Origin of the sequence: Corynebacterium jeikeium (assembly GCF_000738175.1) — a bacterium.
GTDB lineage: Bacteria > Actinomycetota > Actinomycetes > Mycobacteriales > Mycobacteriaceae > Corynebacterium > Corynebacterium jeikeium_C.
Map to the genome: position 1 here is coordinate 16,343 of NZ_JFCH01000031.1, position 16,265 is coordinate 32,607.

Annotated in this window: 15 protein-coding genes; 10 read left to right on the forward strand and 5 right to left on the reverse strand. The window is 63.9% G+C overall.

Annotation, left to right across the window (positions count from 1 at the left end; genetic code table 11):
- From JQ46_RS05210 to purL, 6 genes are all read left to right on the forward strand, one after another.
- Complete coding sequence (locus JQ46_RS05210) at positions 1-978, forward strand: glycine betaine ABC transporter substrate-binding protein (RefSeq protein ID WP_034986113.1); 978 nt, start codon at positions 1-3, stop codon at positions 976-978.
- Position 979: 1 nt separating this feature from the next.
- Positions 980-3,217: a S9 family peptidase gene (locus JQ46_RS05215; protein WP_034986127.1), complete on the forward strand. Its 2,238-nt coding sequence runs from the start codon at positions 980-982 to the stop codon at positions 3,215-3,217.
- Positions 3,218-3,285: 68 nt separating this feature from the next.
- Positions 3,286-4,020, forward strand: coding sequence for a DUF2334 domain-containing protein (locus tag JQ46_RS05220; RefSeq protein WP_034986131.1), 735 nt, complete (start codon positions 3,286-3,288; stop codon positions 4,018-4,020).
- Between the two features lie 80 nt (positions 4,021-4,100).
- Positions 4,101-4,355 carry a phosphoribosylformylglycinamidine synthase subunit PurS gene (gene purS, locus JQ46_RS05225; protein WP_034986132.1) on the forward strand — a complete coding sequence of 85 codons (255 nt, stop codon included), beginning with the start codon at positions 4,101-4,103 and terminating at the stop codon, positions 4,353-4,355.
- Positions 4,356-5,027: a phosphoribosylformylglycinamidine synthase subunit PurQ gene (gene purQ, locus JQ46_RS05230; protein ID WP_011273065.1), complete on the forward strand. Its 672-nt coding sequence runs from the start codon at positions 4,356-4,358 to the stop codon at positions 5,025-5,027.
- Positions 5,028-5,058: 31 nt separating this feature from the next.
- Positions 5,059-7,488, forward strand: a complete 2,430-nt coding sequence (purL, locus tag JQ46_RS05235) for a phosphoribosylformylglycinamidine synthase subunit PurL (protein ID WP_034986134.1) — start codon at positions 5,059-5,061, stop codon at positions 7,486-7,488.
- A gap of 103 nt (positions 7,489-7,591) precedes the next feature.
- Here the strand turns inward: purL and JQ46_RS05240 are convergent, their stop codons facing one another.
- A complete protein-coding gene (locus JQ46_RS05240; protein ID WP_034986136.1) occupies positions 7,592-8,647 on the reverse strand; it encodes a hotdog domain-containing protein in 1,056 nt (351 codons plus the stop codon).
- Positions 8,648-8,779: 132 nt separating this feature from the next.
- Between JQ46_RS05240 and JQ46_RS05245 the strand changes: the two genes are divergently transcribed.
- From JQ46_RS05245 to purM, 3 genes are all read left to right on the forward strand, one after another.
- Positions 8,780-9,160 carry a sterol carrier family protein gene (locus JQ46_RS05245; RefSeq protein ID WP_034986138.1) on the forward strand — a complete coding sequence of 127 codons (381 nt, stop codon included), beginning with the start codon at positions 8,780-8,782 and terminating at the stop codon, positions 9,158-9,160.
- A gap of 110 nt (positions 9,161-9,270) precedes the next feature.
- Positions 9,271-10,743 (forward strand): amidophosphoribosyltransferase, encoded by a 1,473-nt coding sequence (gene purF, locus JQ46_RS05250; RefSeq protein ID WP_155271103.1) that lies wholly within the window; start codon positions 9,271-9,273, stop codon positions 10,741-10,743.
- Between the two features lie 17 nt (positions 10,744-10,760).
- Entirely contained in the window at positions 10,761-11,852 is a 1,092-nt protein-coding gene (gene purM, locus JQ46_RS05255) for a phosphoribosylformylglycinamidine cyclo-ligase (protein ID WP_034986142.1), read from the forward strand.
- A 110-nt stretch (positions 11,853-11,962) separates the two neighbouring features.
- On the opposite strand, the gene JQ46_RS05260 is transcribed toward purM, so the two are convergent.
- Positions 11,963-12,217: a DUF3073 domain-containing protein gene (locus tag JQ46_RS05260; protein WP_034986144.1), complete on the reverse strand. Its 255-nt coding sequence runs from the start codon at positions 12,215-12,217 to the stop codon at positions 11,963-11,965.
- Positions 12,218-12,440: 223 nt separating this feature from the next.
- The gene (locus tag JQ46_RS05265; RefSeq protein ID WP_051876260.1) at positions 12,441-13,664 is read right to left on the reverse strand and encodes a YgfZ/GcvT domain-containing protein; all 1,224 of its coding nucleotides are present in this window, start codon (positions 13,662-13,664) and stop codon (positions 12,441-12,443) included.
- Between the two features lie 89 nt (positions 13,665-13,753).
- Here JQ46_RS05265 and JQ46_RS05270 point away from each other — a divergent pair, with 89 nt between their 5' ends.
- Positions 13,754-14,704: an aminodeoxychorismate lyase gene (locus JQ46_RS05270; protein ID WP_034986147.1), complete on the forward strand. Its 951-nt coding sequence runs from the start codon at positions 13,754-13,756 to the stop codon at positions 14,702-14,704.
- 27 nt (positions 14,705-14,731) lie between these two features.
- Here JQ46_RS05270 and JQ46_RS05275 read toward each other — a convergent pair whose 3' ends face one another.
- Both JQ46_RS05275 and JQ46_RS05280 read right to left on the reverse strand, forming a co-directional pair.
- A complete protein-coding gene (locus tag JQ46_RS05275) occupies positions 14,732-15,373 on the reverse strand; it encodes an FABP family protein (protein ID WP_034986150.1) in 642 nt (213 codons plus the stop codon).
- Between the two features lie 10 nt (positions 15,374-15,383).
- Positions 15,384-16,202 (reverse strand): DUF2993 domain-containing protein, encoded by an 819-nt coding sequence (locus tag JQ46_RS05280; RefSeq protein WP_034986152.1) that lies wholly within the window; start codon positions 16,200-16,202, stop codon positions 15,384-15,386.
- Positions 16,203-16,265 lie beyond the last annotated feature (63 nt).

The following is a 16,265-nucleotide window of genomic DNA, read 5'->3' on the forward strand; positions in this document are numbered from 1 at the left end:
ATGCAAACGCTGAAATCACTCAAAGCTATTGTCAGTGCATTATGTGCAGCGCTGTTGGCCTTCGGGGCTACGGCCTGTGGCCTGGGGACAGCCGGGGGATATAGCCCTTCTGCTACGTTGTCTGGCCCCATTGAAGGCGTCGACTTAAAGGACGCGAAGATGGCCGTTGGGTCAAAAAACTTCACCGAACAGATCATTTTGGGGAAGATGGCCGTCATTCTTTTTAAATCCGCTGGTGCGGACGTCGAGGACCTCACTAACATTCCGGGCTCAAACAGTGCCCGTGAGGCCATGCTGAAGGGGGACATTGACTTCCAGTGGGAGTACACCGGAACGGCGTGGATCTCCTACCTGGGTCACGACGATCCAATCACCAACGAACAAGAACAGTACGAAGCCGTCTTAGAGGCTGATCGGAACAATGGCTTGGAGTGGTTGCCACCGGCACCGATGAACAACACTTATGGCTTCGCAATTCCGCGGGCGAAGGCAGAGAAACTCGGGATTTCCAAGCTCAGCGACCTTGCTAAGTTGCCGGAAAAAGAGCGCACTTTCTGTGTGGAATCTGAGTTTGCCAACCGTAACGATGGCTTCCAGCCGATGCTTAAGCACTACAACATTCCGGCTGCATCGAAAGGCAAGGTGTCCACGCTGGATACTGGTGCGATCTATCAGGCGACAGCCGATGGTCTATGCAACTTCGGTGAGGTATTCACCACCGACGGGCGTATCAAGGCGCTGGACCTGCAGGTGATGGAGGACGATCGGCAGTTTTTCCCCAAGTACAACCTTTCGGGCGTGGTTCGGCAGGAACTTCTCGAGGCATACCCGCAGATAAAGGATCTCCTAGAGCCGGTATCGAAGAAATTGACCAATGAGACGCTAATCGACCTGAACGCAGAAGTAGACGTGGACGGGAGGGAACCTGTGGACGTGGCCTATGACTGGTTGCAGGAGGAAGGCTTCGTCACTGAGTAGCATGTCGCGTATGCCTAATAACGACGCGCCCCAGACAGCTACCAATCCGATCGCGGCTCCGCCGGTCGCCAAGCAGGTGCCACACACCCGCAGCTTCCACGGCCGCGAATTCGTGGATAACTACGAGTGGCTGCGCGACAAGGAAAATACGGAAGTCCGCGAATACCTAGAGGCGGAAAACGCCTGGACTACCCAGCAGACCGCACACCTCAAGCCGCTGCAGGATCGCCTATTCGAGGAGGTCAAGGCGCGAGTGCAGGAGACGGATATGTCTCTGCCCGTCCGTTCCGAGGGCTGGTGGTACTTCTCCCGCACCGAGGAAGGCAAGAGCTATGGCACCATGTGCCGCGTTCCCATCGCCGACGAGGACGACTGGACCCCGCCGACGATCGAGCCCGGCATCCCCGCGCCGGGCGAGGAGACTTTCTTGGACTGCAACGCCCTAGCCGAGGGCAAGGAGTTCTTTAGCCTGGGCGCAGCCAGCGTGACCCAGGACGGCACACGGCTGGCTTACTCGGTGGACGAGACCGGCTCCGAGCGTTTCACCCTGCGCATCCGCGACCTCACCACGGGGGAGGATCTGGAGGACGAGATCGAGGATGTTTTCTACGGCGCCACCTGGGTCGGCAGGGATACCGTGTACTACCAGCGCGTGGATGAAGCGTGGCGACCGCACGAGGTCTGGCGCCACACAATCGGTGAGGGCGTCGATAAAGACGAGTTGGTGTACCGCGAAGACGACGAACGTTTTTGGGCGGGGGTGGCGACGACCCGCTCCGAGCGTTACCTGTTGATCCACACGGGGTCGAAGGTGACCAGCGAGGTGTGGTACCTCGACCTGGAGGATCCGAATGCGGAGCTGACCTGCGTGATCCCGCGCGAGGCCGATGTGGAGTATGCGGTGGACCACGCGGTTGTGGGCGGACAGGACCTGTGGCTGGTGCTGCACAACAAGACCGGTGCGAACGGCGAGCTCGGCTACCACCCAACCGGCCAGATCGCCTCGTGGGACGACGTGCAAGCTCTTGTGCCACACCGCGAGGATGCACGCCTGGAGGGCGTGGATGTCTTCAGCGACCACATTGTCCTCGAAGCTCGGGAGAATGCGCTGGAGACCAGCTACATCATGAAGCTTGGTGACGCCGACACCTCGACCGGCGACTCTTCCGCCCCGGCCTTCGGCGAGTTCGAGCGGATCGAATTCCCCGGGGAACTCTGCGGGGTTGGCGCCGTGGGCAACAGTGAGTGGGAGAGCCCGGTGCTGCGCGTGGCCTACACCGCCTTCACGACTCCGCCGCGGATCTACGACATCGACCTGGCGACGGGGGAGAAGATCCTGCGCAAGGAACAGCAAGTTCTGGCCGACCCGGACGGCCGGGAGTTCGACCCCGCGCAGTACACCTCGCAGCGGCTGTGGGTTACGGCCGAGGACGGCGCGCGTATCCCGGTATCCCTCATCCACCGCACGGACGTGGACATCACTCAGGCAAACCCGGTGCTGCTATACGGTTACGGTTCCTACGAGAACTGCATCGACCCAGGGTTCTCCCTGTTCCGCCTGTCCATGTTGGACCGCGGCGTGGTGTACGCCATCGCGCACGTCCGCGGTGGCGGCGAGATGGGTCGACTGTGGTACGACCACGGCAAGGGGCTGGAGAAGCGCAACACGTTCACGGACTTCGTGGCCGTCGCCGACCACCTGCTGCGCGAGGGCATGACCACCCGCGAGCAGATGGTGGCCGAGGGCGGCTCCGCCGGCGGCATGCTCATGGGTGCGGTGGCCAACCTGGCGGGCGATCGCTTCGCGGGCATCGAAGCCGTGGTTCCTTTTGTAGATCCGCTGACTAGCATGCTCATGCCGGAACTGCCGCTGACTGTGACGGAGTGGGACGAGTGGGGCGACCCCTTCCACGACCCGCAGGTCTACGACTACATGGCGGGCTACGCCCCTTATGAGAACGTCTCGGCCGACCTGGCTTACCCGCCGATTCTGGCGGTGACCAGCCTGAACGACACCCGCGTGCTGTACGTGGAACCCGCGAAGTGGGTGGCCAAGCTGCGCGAGGTGGGGGCCGAGAACACGCTGCTGCGCATCGACATGGAGGCCGGCCATGGCGGCGTATCTGGCCGCTATGCAAAGTGGCGTCAGGCGGCCTTCGAGACAGCCTGGGAGCTGGAAAAGATGGGCGCCGCCGAGCTGCTGGTGACGGAAAAGCCCGACGAGGGGACGAGCTTTTAACAACTCGACGCCCAGATGTAGGACGGGCTTTACCTCCCGTTCACCTGTGTTGTGCAGGCTAAGTATCTATGAGCCCCGCACCGTCCAACCCCAGCGTCCAGCGTGCCCCGCGTGTTCTGCTGACCATCACCGGTCTGCGCCAGGGCACGGTCACCGCGGCGGAGAAGATGCGCGACGCAGCGCGGGCGCTGGAACTGCACGCTGGTTTGGTGCTGACGGTGCAGGGGCCGAATTGGCGTCTGAAGGATGATCACGCGACGCTTGAACTGGTCCACGATTCCGCTGCCCGCGGCCATGAGTTGCTGCTCGGTGGTCTCGGGCCGCTGGGTGGGGCACACGGCAAGGGGGAGTTTCACCGGCTCGGCCGCCACGAGGCAACCCTGCGCCTCTCCGCTGCTACCCGCCAGCTCGATGCCCTCGGGTTGAGCCCGAAGGCATTCGCCCCGACCCGCTGGCTAGCGTCCGAAGACGCTCTGCAGGCCGCCGGCGAGGTGGGGTTCGCAGTCGCGGCGGATGCCTACACCATCCGGGATCTTGGCAATGAAAAGCGCCACCCGGTGCGTGTGCTCGCGTTTGGTGATGGCTTTGGGGCGGTGAAGTGGTGGCGTCGCAACGTCTTCAACAGCGTGCGCCGCGGGGCCGCGAAGGGCAAAGACATCCGCCTTTCCATCAGCGCGGCGAAGGCCGCCAAAGACGACGTGGCAAGCGATATGCTGCGCATTCTCGAGTTGCTGCGCGAGGCCGGCTACGAGTCCGCGAACTACTGCGATTACGTGGAACGCCAGCAGGCATCTGTAGCTTAGGGGGACGGTCGCCCACCAGTGTTACGATGGGGCGGTAACCAACCGGGAAAATACCGCAAAGCTGGGAGAATGTAGAAGCCATGGCTCGTGTTGTCGTCAACGTTATGCCCAAGAAGGAAATCCTCGACCCGCAGGGTCAGGCCGTAGTCCGCGCCCTGGGCCGAATCGGCATCAGTGGAGTGGAGGATGTGCGCCAGGGTAAGCGCTTTGAGCTGGAGGTAGGCGAGGGTGTCTCGCGCGAGGATCTGGAGAAGATCGCCTCCGACCTGCTGGCAAACACCGTGATCGAGGACTACGACGTGGTCATCGAAGGCGCAGATGTGGAGGCTAAGTAAGTGACCAGCCGCATTGGAGTCATCACCTTCCCCGGCACCCTCGACGATGTCGATGCCGTGCGCGCGGTGCGCCTGGCGGGTGCGGAGCCGGTGGAGCTGTGGCACGCAGACGAGGATCTGAAGAACGTCGACGCTGTGGTTGTTCCCGGAGGCTTTTCCTACGGCGACTACCTGCGCGCCGGTGCCATCGCCGCTATCGCCCCGGCAATGAAATCCGTGGTGGCTGCCGCGGAGCGCGGTACCCCGGTGCTGGGGATCTGCAACGGCTTCCAGATTCTGCAGGAAGCCGGCCTGCTGCCCGGCGCCCTCACCCGTAACGAGGGGCTGCACTTCGTGTGCCGCGACATCTACCTGGACGTGGAAAACACCTCCACGGCATGGACCAACCAGTTCGCCGAGGGCACCAAGATCCTGGTGCCGTCGAAGCACGGCGAGGGCCGCTTCCAGGCCAGTGAGGAAACGCTGGAGCGCCTGGAGGGCGAAGGTCGCGTGGTGTTCCGCTACGTCGAGAACCACAACGGCTCCCGCAACTCGATCGCCGGAGTGTGCAGCGAAAACGGTCGCGTAGTTGGCCTAATGCCACACCCGGAGCACGCCGTGGAAACCCTGACCGGCCCGTCCTTGGATGGCCTGGGGCTGTTCCAGTCCGTTCTGTCCACGCTCGTTTCCTAATCTTTCTTCTTACAAGGAGCACCCGATCCTCATGATTCACAACGACACGGTCGCCGACGCTAAGGCCAACCCGGACCTGGAGCAGCCGTATCACGAGCTGGGCCTAAAGGACGACGAGTACGCGCGCATTAAGGAACTGCTGGGCCGCCGTCCGACCGACGCGGAGCTGGCCATGTACTCCGTCATGTGGTCCGAGCACTGCTCGTACAAGTCCTCGAAGACGCACCTGCGCTACTTCGGTGAGACCACGACCGAAGAGATGAAGTCCAAGATGCTCGCCGGTATCGGTGAGAACGCTGGCGTGATCGACATTGGCGATGGACACGCGGTGACCTTCAAGGTTGAGTCCCACAACCACCCCTCCTACGTGGAGCCCTACCAGGGCGCAGCCACCGGCGTGGGCGGCATCGTCCGCGACATCATGGCAATGGGCGCGCGCCCGGTAGCCGTGATGGATCAGCTGCGCTTCGGCCCGGCCGACCTGCCGGATACCCAGCGCGTGCTGCCCGGCGTGGTCGCCGGTGTGGGCGGTTATGGCAACTCCCTGGGTCTGCCGAACATTGGCGGCGAGACTGTTTTTGACGCCACCTACGCGGGTAACCCGCTGGTAAATGCACTGTGTGTGGGCACTTTGAAGACCGAAGACCTCAAGCTGGCCTTCGCCTCTGGCAAGGGCAACCGAGTGATCCTTTTCGGCTCCCGCACGGGCTTGGACGGCATCGGCGGCGTGTCCGTGCTGGCCTCGGACACCTTTGAGGAAGGCGCAGAGCGCAAGCTGCCCGCCGTGCAGGTGGGCGACCCCTTCGCGGAGAAGGTACTGATTGAGTGCTGCCTGGACCTGTACCGCGCCAACGTGGTGGTGGGTATTCAGGACCTCGGTGGCGCCGGGCTTTCCTGTGCAACCGCAGAGCTGGCTTCCGCCGGTGATGGCGGCATGCACATCAACCTGGACAACGTGCACCTGCGCGCCGAGGGCATGACCGCCGCGGAGATCCTGTCCTCCGAGTCGCAGGAGCGCATGTGCGCCATCGTGGAGCCGGAGAACGTGGATGCGTTCATGGAGATCTGCCGCAAGTGGGACGTGCTGGCCTCCGACATCGGCTGCGTGACCGACGGCGAGCACCTCGTCATCGAGCACTGCGGCGAGATCGTGGTGGACGCTTCGGCGCACACCATGGCCGAGGAAGGCCCGGTCTACGAGCGCCCCTACGAGCGCCCGGCGGAGCAGGACGAGCTGAACGAGGTCCGCGGCGTGGAGCTGCCGGAGACCTCCCAGGAGGTTCGTCAACAGATCCTGGACCTGGCGGCCTCCCCGGCGCTGTGCTCCCGCGAATTTATCACCGAGCAGTACGACCGCTACGTGCGTGGTAACACCGTTGCGGCCAAGGATGCGGATGCGGGTGTGCTGCGCATCGACGAGGAGACCGGTCGCGGCATCGCAGTTTCTACCGACGCCTCCGGCCGTTACACCCGCCTGGATCCCCGCACCGGCGCCCAGCTGGCGCTGGCTGAGGCCTACCGCAACGTCTCCGTCACGGGCTCCACTCCGGTGGCAGTGTCCAACTGCCTGAACTTCGGATCCCCGGAGGATCCGGGCGTGATGTGGCAGTTCCGCGAGGCCGTGCACGGGCTGGCCGATGGCTGTAAGGAGATGGCCATCCCGGTTACCGGCGGCAACGTCTCCTTCTACAACCAGACCGGCGAGACCGCAATTCTGCCGACCCCGGTCATCGCGGTGCTGGGCACCATTGACGACTGCGCCCGCCGGATTCCACAGCAGCTGCCGAAGCCAGCTGCCGAGGGCGAGAAGCAGGAGGAGTACCACCTGGTTCTGGTGGGCGCGGAGACCCGCGAGGAGCTCGGCGGCTCCATCTGGCAGCAGGTCGTCCACGACGAACTGGCCGGCATGCCACCGCAGGTGGACCTGTCCGTGGAGCAACGCCTGGGAGCCTTCATCACCGCGCAGCGCGACAAGATCGTCGCCGCCCACGACCTCTCCGAGGGTGGCCTGTCGCAGGCTGTCGTGGAGTTGGCAATCCAGTCCGGTCGCGGAGTGGCCGTGAACCCGATGCTCAGCCAGCACGAGTCGGCCGCTGTGGAGGGCCGCACGCTGGCTCAGCAGGCGGCAGTGGGGCTGTTCTCCGAGACCGCTTCCCGTGTGCTGCTGGCAGTGCGCAGCGAGGACTACGGCGACCTGATGCGCGAACTGGCCGAGACCGGTCTGACCGGTGGCTGGATCGGCCTGACCGGCGTGAACGACGCGGCAGACCAGCCGGTCATTCGCTTTAGCTCCGGCGTGTACCCGGTGCTGCCGTTCGGCGGGGAGATCGAGCTCGACCCAGCCAAGCAGCATGACGATGACTTCGACGTCGTTATCGCCCTGGAGGCGGCGGAGAATGCGTGGACGTCCACACTGCCCGCGCTGTTTAGCCACGCGGCAGGCAACAATTCCGTCATCTAAGGTGTCGAAGAGTAAGGCACTGAAGAGCTAGAGCTGAGAAAGGGGGCCCGCGACCGGTATGGTCGCGAGCCCCTTTTGCTGTGCTTAACCGCCGCGGTCGGTTTTACTCCACGAAGCGGAAGTCGCGGTTGCTGGGGCTCACCAGCGGCCGCGGCAGGAACTCCTTGCGCAGGTTACGCAGCGTGGCGGCGTGCTCCTCCAGGCGCTTATCCTCGCTGGTCACCGGCGTGTACTTACGAGCCTGCAGCGGGTTACCGTCCAGGTCGATAGCGATGTACGTCATGGATGCGTGGATGGCCACCGGCAGGTTGCCTTTGCCCTCGCGCGGGTCGCCAGCGCGCAGGTGCACCATCACCGTCATCGAACGCTCGTCGGTGCGCACCAGGCGTGCATCCACCTCCACGAGGTCGCCGATGTGCACCGGGCGGTAGAAGCGAATGCCGCCGGCGTACACCGCGGTGGTGCGCTCACCGGTCCACTGCATGGTGCAGGCGGTGGCCGCCTCGTCGATCCACTCCATGGCGGTGCCACCGTGCACGTTGCCGCCCCAGTTCACGTCCGTCGGCTTGGCCAGGAAGCGGTTCACCAGCTCCGGCGCGGTGGACTTTTCGGTGTAGGTCTGGCGGAGCATCTCCTCTTCGATGGCCTTGCGCAGCTGGATGCGGGAAAGCGCGGCATCTTCCACGCGCTTTTCCTCGTCGGTGGTCGGCACGTAGGAGGGGATCTGCTTGGACTTACCGTTTTCGTCCAGGGCGACGAAGATCACCAGGCAGTCGCAGGCGCGGGTGAACACGCCCTCGCGCGGGTCGGCGGACAGCACTTCGTTGACGATGTGCATGGAGCTGCGGCCGGTGTAGGCAATGCGGCTGCGGACTTCCACCATGTGACCCGAGGGGATCGGGCGGGTGAAGTGAATGTGGCCCACGTAGGCGGTAACGCAGTAAGACTGAGCCCAGCCGACGGCGCAGGCGTAGGCAGCCTTATCGATCCACTCCAGTACGCGCCCACCGTGCACACCCATCGCCCCTGCCATCAGCACGTCCGTCGGAGCGGCGAGGAAGCGCAGCGTCACCTTCGGGCTGCGCTCTTGGGGAGCCTCCGCCGTGTTATCAGCTGCATTGTGCTCGCTTGGGGTGGTGTTTTCTGCGCTTTCCGCCACGGGTCACTGCCTTCCTTAAATTCCCTGTACTAAATTCCCTGTACTTCTTTCGTATTCAACTCCCCAATACTAACGCGCCCCACACTTCGGCGTTCGATAGAGCACTACATTTCAGCACTACAATTCCCAGGCATGAAGCATTTACATGGCCCGGAACTATCCGCTGCTGCTCGCAACGCCGTTGAAGCGGTATTGCCCTGGGTGGACAACCCCGTGGAGCAGCCTCGTCCGCCACGTGCCGACGTAGCTGCGGCGGTTCGCCTGTCCGCGGCTGTCCTGGAGGAGCTGGCCCCCGGCCATTCCGTCGAGGTGCGCGTTCCTCCCTTCGCCGCCATCCAGTGCATAGAGGGCTTGGAGCATCGCCGTGGCACTCCGCCCAATGTGGTGCAGTGCTCGCCGATTACGTGGCTGCGCTTGGTTATGGGGATTGAGGATCTTTTTGGTTCGGACGCCGACACTTCCGGCACCCGCGCCTCCGCCATCGCCGAGCACCTTCCGCTGTTGAGAATGTGAGCCCGCTCCGCCGGCGACAGGGCATCCCTTTGGGTTAGTGCGGATGGGCTAGTAGAGTCGGCATAGTGGCAAACATTCAAGGCCAGAGAAAACAAGCAGAGGCAGAACCGTTGCTGAGCCCGTTCGACGACCGGGGCGAAACTGAGCCCCGGGAGGAATGTGGCGTATTCGGGGTATGGGCGCCGGGGGAGGACGTCTCCAAACTGACGTACTACGGCCTGTACGCCCTGCAGCACCGTGGCCAGGAGGCCGCGGGCATCGCAGTGGGGGATGGCGACCAGATCGTTGTGTTCAAGGATCTGGGTCTGGTCAGCCAGGTGTTCGACGAGCAGTCGCTCGAGGCCCTCAAGGGGCACATTGGCATGGGGCACAACCGCTACACCACTGCTGGCGGCAACAGCTGGGAGAATGCTCAGCCCATGTTCCGCATGGCTCCCGACGGAACCGACGTGGCTCTGGGCCACAACGGCAATCTGGTGAACCACCGTGAGCTCACCCAGGAGGCCGCCCGGTTGGGTCTGGTGGATCCGAAGGACAACCCCTCTGATTCGCTGGTCATGTGCGCCCTGCTGGCCGCCGACACCCGTGAGGGACACGGCGTGGAGGAAGCGGCCATGGAGCTGTTCCCAAAGGTCAAGGGTGCTTTCTGTGTGCTATTTACCGATGGCGAAGCACTGTACGCTGTCCGCGACCCGCAGGGTGTGCGCCCGCTGTCGATCGGTCAGCTGGCCAGTGGCGGCTGGGTCGTTGCCTCCGAAACCGCAGCGCTGGACATCGTGGGCGCGCGTTTCATCCGTGACGTCGAGCCCGGCGAGCTGGTGGCCATCGACGGTGACGGCGTGCGTTCCCGCCGCTTCGCGGAGACCAAGCACAAGGGCTGCGTGTTCGAGTACGTCTACCTAGCTCGCCCCGATTCCGTCATCCGTGGCCGGTCGGTGAACGGCACCCGCCTGGAGATCGGCCGCAAGCTGGCCGAGGAGGCTCCGGCGGAGGGTGACCTGGTGATTCCGGTGCCGGAGTCCGGAACTCCCGCGGCGGTGGGCTACGCCCAGGCCTCGCACATCCCCTTTGGCCAGGGGTTGATGAAGAACGCCTATGTGGGGCGCACCTTCATCCAGCCGTCGCAAACCATCCGCCAACTGGGCATCCGCCTGAAGCTGAACCCACTGCGCGAGGTCATCGAGGGTAAGCGCCTGGTCGTGGTGGACGATTCCATCGTCCGCGGAAACACCCAGCGCGCGCTGATTAAAATGCTGCGCGAGGCCGGGGCGAAGGAAGTGCACGTCCGTATCGCCTCGCCGCCTGTAAAGTGGCCGTGTTTCTACGGCATTGATTTCGCCTCGCCCACCGAGCTGATTGCGAATAATGTGGATCCTTCGGATCCGGTGGAGGGAATTCGCCGGGAGATCGACGCGGATTCCCTAGCATTCGTTTCGACCGAGGCGATGATTGAGGCGTCACAACAAAGCAGCGACGAGCTGTGCGCGGCGTGCTTCGACGGCGTGTTCCCACTGGGCATGCCGAGCGATAACCCGAACACGGCGTTGGTAGAAACGATGCTGAAGCAGCAGGCGAAGAATTAAGAAAGCAAGGACAAGCCATGAGTGAGCACCCCGATAACACCCCGAAGCAGGCAGAGGGCGCATCGTACGCAGCTGCCGGCGTAGACATTGAGGCCGGCGATCGCGCGGTAGAGCTTTTCGCACCGCTGGCTAAGAAGGCCACCCGCCCCGAGGTGCGCGGCGGGCTCGGTGGCTTCGCCGGCCTGTTCGCGCTGGGGGACTACGAGAAGCCGCTGTTGGCCGCGTCCTCCGACGGCGTGGGCACCAAGCTGGCCGTGGCCCAGGCGATGGACAAGCACGATACGATCGGCCGCGACCTGGTCGCCATGTGCGTGGATGACCTGGTGGTCTGCGGCGCCGAACCGCTGTTCCTGCAGGATTACATCGCCATCGGCAAGGTCGTGCCCGAGCACGTTGCCAGCATCGTCTCCGGCATCGCCGCGGGCTGCGAGGAAGCCGGCTGTGCGCTGCTGGGCGGCGAAACTGCCGAGCACCCGGGCGTGATGGAGCCGCACGAGTACGACGTCTCCGCCACCTCCGTCGGCGTGGTTGAAGAGGCTAACCTGCTGGGGCCGGATCGCGTTCGACCGGGTGACGTGGTGATTGCCATGGCCTCCTCTGGCCTGCACTCCAACGGCTACTCCCTGGCTCGCCACGTGCTGCTGGATACCAAGCAGCTGTCGCTGGACGGACACATCGAATCCCTCGGCCGCACGCTGGGGGAGGAGCTGCTGGAGCCTACCCGCATCTACGCCCTCGATTGCCTGAAGCTGGCCAGCGAGTGTGACGTTCACACCTTCGCCCACATCACCGGCGGTGGCCTGGCCGCCAACCTGGGGCGCGTGATCCCGGATGGCCTGGTCGCAGAGTTGGAGCGTTCTTCCTGGACCCCTGGCCCGATCTTCCGCCTGATCCAGGAGGAAGGCCAGGTCTCGCAGGAGGAGATGGAGAAGACCTTCAACATGGGTGTGGGCATGGTCGCCGTCGTGGCGGAAGATGATGCCGAGCGCGCCCTGGCGATGCTGACCGCCCGCCACATCGATGCCTGGCGCCTGGGCGAGGTTCGCCCGGCACAGGACGGCCAGTCCGGCGCGATCTTGGATGGCGAGTACCGCAGCCCCGTGAACTAGATCTAAGTTGGCTGAACTGGGTCCCAACGGGGCTCAGGCCAAGAAAAACTCCCGCGCTGTGCTTTCCGAAAGCACCAGCTGCGGGAGTTTTCTAGCGAATAGGTTGGCTTTTACCGCGACCCGTTGGAGTATTTGTCCTCGTAGTCGTCGGCGTACTCGTCGCTGTAGTCGTCGTATTCTGCAGCGTAATCGCTGTAGTCATCCTCGTACTCGTCGTACTCGCTACCGTCGCGGGAACCGGAACCCCGGTTCTGCGACTGGCCAGAGAGTTCCCTCTGTAGCCTCTCCAGATCCATTTCCGGAGCGTTGTACTTCAACTGACGAGCAACCTTGGCTTGCTTTGCCTTGGCACGGCCGCGACCCATGGCCTGACCCCCTTGCGGTGTCCTCGAGTGGCGCGGGAGTTCGGCCACCCTTTTCGTTTACAAGTTAAGTTTCTTCCTGCCCTACACCATAGCGGTTAGCAATCGTTTTTTCCCAAAAGCCCCCTCCCGCCAACGGCGCGGGCGCGGGGGTTCCCACGTCGAATAACCCTGTGACCTGCGCAATCATTGCATGGCCAAGGGGGCAAGCCAATGTGAGGGTTTTCTAATTTTTTCCGCGCAGCCGGTTGATCGCCGCTCGCCCCGGTCGGATCGAGTTGTCTCCCGTTGCATTCGCAAGGTCGCTGGGGTCGATCGATACGTCGATCCCGTCGGCGAGTAGCGGGGGTACGTCGCTGTTTTTGGACGCCACCTTCTCCACCACATTCCGTTTCACCAAAGCCAGCGCGATCGGCCCGTAGTCGCAATCGTGCACGCTGGATCCAACCCGGCCGATTCCGCGGCCACCCGCAGTGAGCTCGGTGCCCACGCCGGGCAGTCGGTTGGCGGATCCGTCGAGGTGCAGCATCACCAGCACTCGCGGGGATTTGCCCAGGTTATGCACTCGGGAAACCGTCTCCTGCCCCCGGTAGCAGCCCTTGTTCAGGTGCACGGCGGCCTCGGTGGGGCCGGCGGAAACGTCGTCCAGCTGGGTGGCGCCGCTGATTCCCTTGCCGATGAAGGCGGGAACCTCGTGGGGGATGGCGCGCTCGTCGGTATCCACGCCCGGGATCGGAAGGCGTGCCTGCACGCGGAATGCGTCGTAGGCCATGCGCCCGGTGGGCTGTGCGACATTAGTCAGCTCGTCCCAGGCGTGGGTGAAGCTTTCTCGGGGAACCCACAGGTCGAGGGCCTGGATCTCGCCGATAGTCCGGGCCCTCCACAGTTGCAGATCGATATCTTCCGGAACGTCGAGACTCAGGTGAGCGGGCAGGGCGGCGGAGGAGGTGGCGTCCTTAGAAAAGAGCGAAGAATCCGCGGCGAGGTCCGTGCCGATCACCGTGAGTCGCGCCCACGACAGGCGCTCGACGGAGACCTGCGACCAGAAGACCATCTTGCTCAGATAGTCCTCGAGCGCGTCGGCATGGGTGGCTGGGGTGTCGAGGATCAGCGCGTCGTCGGTGGCGAGGATGCCGAAGAAGTGCTCGATGTGGCCCTTGACGTCGAGAATTAGGCCGAAGGTGGCCTGGCCGGGCTCCATGGCGTTGACTTTCTGGGAGATCAAGTTGTTGAGCCAATCGCGGCGCTCTGGGCCCGAGACACGGATGGCTACGCGATCCCAAAAATCCACAAGGCCGGGCTTGCCGTCGTTTACGCGAGACTGCTCGGTGAGGGGGTTGCCGTAGTGCCAGGCAGTGGCGCTTCTCTGAGCTTCGGTGGCCTCACTGCCGGTCAGCGGGCTGGCGGCAGGTGCGTGGTCGACGATCGGGCTGTGAGTCAGATCAAACACACCCCCATCGTAGGACGGGGTGGGGCTGGCATGCCAATGGCAGTGATCTACGGGGCTTGTAAAACGCCCGGGAACAGTGCGGGAATAGAATGAGCAACATGAGCAATCAGGAAGCAAAATTCGTGGTCGTTGACGTCCTGGGTGAGGACGGGGCCGGTATGGGCGCTGGCACAGCAGCCCCCGCCCACGATCCGCAGGTTCGGGACGCGACCGTGCCGATGATTTATGCAGACGACCTGGCCGCCGTGCGCGGCGACGGGGTATTCGAGACCTTCATGCTGCGCGGCGGCAACGTGCGCAACCGCGAGCGCCACGCCACACGCTTCCTCAACAGCTCCGCGATGTTGGATCTGCCGAAACCGAACCTGGAGCGCTGGTTCCGCGCCACCGACATTGCCGTGGCCGACTTCGAGGAGAAGAACGGGCCGGGGCAGGAGGCCGCGCTGCGCTGGGTCTACTCCCGCGGACGGGAATCCACGGGCCAGCCGACGGGCTGGGTCACGGTGGCACCGGTCAGCGAGCACGTGCTGCACGACCGGGAGCACGGCGTGCGGGTGATGACGGCCGAGCGGGGCTTCCGCATCGACCTATCGGAGCGTTCCCCGTGGGCGCTGATCGGCGCGAAGACGCTATCCTATGCAGCCAACATGGCCGCCCTGCGCAGCGCGAAGGCCCGCGGGGTAGACGACGTGATCTTCCTGTCTGACGAGGGGCTCGTGCTGGAGGGGCCGACCTCGACCGTAGTTGTCGCGGAGGTGAACCCGGCTACGGGGGAGAAGAAGCTCGTCACCCCGCCGAGCCACGTGGGAATTCTGAAGGGAACCTCGCAGGCCGCGCTATTTAAGCTGGCCGAGCAGCGCGGATGGGGCACCGAGGAACGTGTTCTGCGGGTCGAGGACCTCACAGCCGCTGCCGGCGTGTGGCTGGTCTCCTCCGTGCGCGTGCACGCACGGGTGACAGAACTAGACGGTATCCAGCTGCCCCGTCCAGCAGTTGCCGACGAGGTGGAAAAGATGGCCTGGGAGGCCGTGACCGGCTAGTCGGCTAGCCGACTACTGTTAAGCGACCTAGCCGACCACGCGGGAAAGCTGCGCGGACTGCCAGGGCACCATCTCGCCGTCGATGAGGCGCTCGTCGACCCAGCCGAGGTCGTTGTTCGGCATCAGGCCGTAGAGGCGCTTGCCCGGCCCGAGGTTCGTCGGACCGGTGGCCGTCGCCATCGTCGAGGCACTTTCCAGCTGCCAGGCGCGCTCGTTCAGCGGGCTGCCGTACAGGATCTCCACCATGCCGTCGGAGTGGGTGAGGATCATCTCGATCTCATCGTCATCGTTGATGCGCAGGAAGCCGGACTCGCGGCGGCCGGGGGTCTCCGTCGGCTGCCCGTCGTCGTCCATGCGCCAGGTGCGGGAATCGTAGCTGATGCGGTTCTCGCCGTCGTGGGCGAAGACGACCTGCTGGCCGAAGGTGAACTCCTCCTCGCCGGGAGGCGCCGCCTGACCCTGGCCACGCCACACGCCGATCAGCGGCAGCAGTGCCAGCAGACCGTCGTGCAGGTTGGGGCCCTTGCGCAGGTTGGCTGTGTCATCGGGGATGGGCATGTCGCCGAATTCCGGCAGGTTCTTGTCGCTGGTGGACTTGGATTGCTCGGCGGCCAGGTTTACCGCTTCGTTAGCGTCTACCTTGAACTTCTTCTTTTCTTCTTCAGCCATGCCCTTAAGACTATAGGCTGGGGAGTTCTTCTTCACTCAAGGGTCGGGATCGCGGAGCCAAATCGGACAAGCTGATCTTCGTGTATACCTGCGAGGCTTCGACGAACACTGAGCCGCCGGAGACGAAGATCCGTTCCGGGTCGCCCCGCATGGGTAGTTCTTTGCCCGGGATGCTCAAACTAAAGGCGTCATTAACCCGCTTTTCGATGTCCGGATCGAGTGTGGCTTCGTCGGTGACGTTCTTGGCCTTGATGTCCAGCCCGTCGGGGACGGAGAGGATCTTGGTCGGGGTGATCACCATAGTGCCCTCGACAATGCGCAGCTTTACCTCGACCTTCGCGGGTTTGGCGAAGCCCTTCGGTTTGCCCTCGAAGATGGCTTCGGTCTCCCAGCCACCGCGGGGCGAGATGTCGTCGAGGTTCTGGATCTGCAGGGCCTCGATGCCCATGCGGTTGCCCAGCAGCACGCCGTCCAGCTGCAGGCGGGTAAAGACCTTGCGTGCCGGGGCGTTTTCGATGGTGCCGTTGAAAACATCGTCTGCGGAGACAGTTATATACTGCGCCGAGGTTTGTACGCTCATCAGGCCGAAGCCCGGCACATCGACGTCGTTGGCGACGACGGTGACGGCTTGGATCTCGTGGCCTAGCGCGGCGCCGGTGTAGGGGAAGCCCGCCACCTGCACCTTGGGTGGGTTGGCTAGGTTCGAGTCGGCGTATAGCGCTTCGGAGATCTTGTGTTCGGCGCGGGCGGCGATCACGTTATCGGCGATCAGCGCCACGAGCAGCACCAGCACGAGGGCGAGCGCGCCGCGGATTGCGATCTTCTTCACCTGGCTGGCCCCCTTCTCGAGTCTCTTCGTCGCTTCCTACAGGTTACTAGGTGCCCTTGTTCC

Excerpts from the sequence above, each read along its gene's own strand:
- JQ46_RS05220 (WP_034986131.1), top strand. The coding sequence starts at position 3,286 with ATGAGCCCCGCACCGTCCAACCCCAGCGTCCAGCGTGCCCCGCGTGTT.
- JQ46_RS05260 (WP_034986144.1), bottom strand. The coding sequence starts at position 12,217 with ATGGGTCGCGGCCGTGCCAAGGCAAAGCAAGCCAAGGTTGCTCGTCAG.
- JQ46_RS05210 (WP_034986113.1), top strand. The coding sequence starts at position 1 with ATGCAAACGCTGAAATCACTCAAAGCTATTGTCAGTGCATTATGTGCA.
- purM (WP_034986142.1), top strand. The coding sequence starts at position 10,761 with ATGAGTGAGCACCCCGATAACACCCCGAAGCAGGCAGAGGGCGCATCG.
- purS (WP_034986132.1), top strand. The coding sequence starts at position 4,101 with ATGGCTCGTGTTGTCGTCAACGTTATGCCCAAGAAGGAAATCCTCGAC.
- purL (WP_034986134.1), top strand. The coding sequence starts at position 5,059 with ATGATTCACAACGACACGGTCGCCGACGCTAAGGCCAACCCGGACCTG.
- JQ46_RS05275 (WP_034986150.1), bottom strand. The coding sequence starts at position 15,373 with ATGGCTGAAGAAGAAAAGAAGAAGTTCAAGGTAGACGCTAACGAAGCG.
- JQ46_RS05245 (WP_034986138.1), top strand. The coding sequence starts at position 8,780 with ATGAAGCATTTACATGGCCCGGAACTATCCGCTGCTGCTCGCAACGCC.
- JQ46_RS05215 (WP_034986127.1), top strand. The coding sequence starts at position 980 with ATGTCGCGTATGCCTAATAACGACGCGCCCCAGACAGCTACCAATCCG.
- JQ46_RS05270 (WP_034986147.1), top strand. The coding sequence starts at position 13,754 with ATGAGCAACATGAGCAATCAGGAAGCAAAATTCGTGGTCGTTGACGTC.